Origin of the sequence: Citrobacter sp. Cb023 (genome assembly GCF_030336805.1) — a bacterium.
Classification (GTDB): Bacteria; Pseudomonadota; Gammaproteobacteria; order Enterobacterales; family Enterobacteriaceae; genus Citrobacter; species Citrobacter braakii.
Window position 1 is genome coordinate 1 of record NZ_JAOWCV010000001.1, and the last position, 323, is coordinate 323.

Consider the following 323-nt stretch of genomic DNA (forward strand, 5'->3'; position numbering starts at 1 on the left):
GCGGGAATAGCTCAGTTGGTAGAGCACGACCTTGCCAAGGTCGGGGTCGCGAGTTCGAGTCTCGTTTCCCGCTCCAAATTAAAGACATCGGCAATAGCGGATGTCGGCTGAAAAGCCAGAAGATTTCGGCGCGTTAGCAAAGCGGTTATGTAGCGGATTGCAAATCCGTCTAGTCCGGTTCGACTCCGGAACGCGCCTCCAATTTCTTCCCGAGCCCGGATGGTGGAATCGGTAGACACAAGGGATTTAAAATCCCTCGGCGTTCGCGCTGTGTGGGTTCAAGTCCCACTCCGGGTACCATGGGAAAGAATAGAATAATCAAA

3 tRNA genes are annotated in these 323 nt (G+C 53.3%); all 3 read left to right on the forward strand.

Features of this window, described 5'->3' with window-relative positions:
* The 3 genes from OGW44_RS00005 (at position 1) to OGW44_RS00015 (ending at position 300) form a co-directional block, all read left to right on the forward strand.
* Positions 1–76 (forward strand) — tRNA-Gly (locus tag OGW44_RS00005).
* A gap of 51 nt (positions 77–127) precedes the next feature.
* A tRNA-Cys gene (locus tag OGW44_RS00010) sits at positions 128–201 on the forward strand.
* Between the two features lie 12 nt (positions 202–213).
* A tRNA-Leu gene (locus tag OGW44_RS00015) sits at positions 214–300 on the forward strand.
* Positions 301–323: the final 23 nt, after the last annotated feature.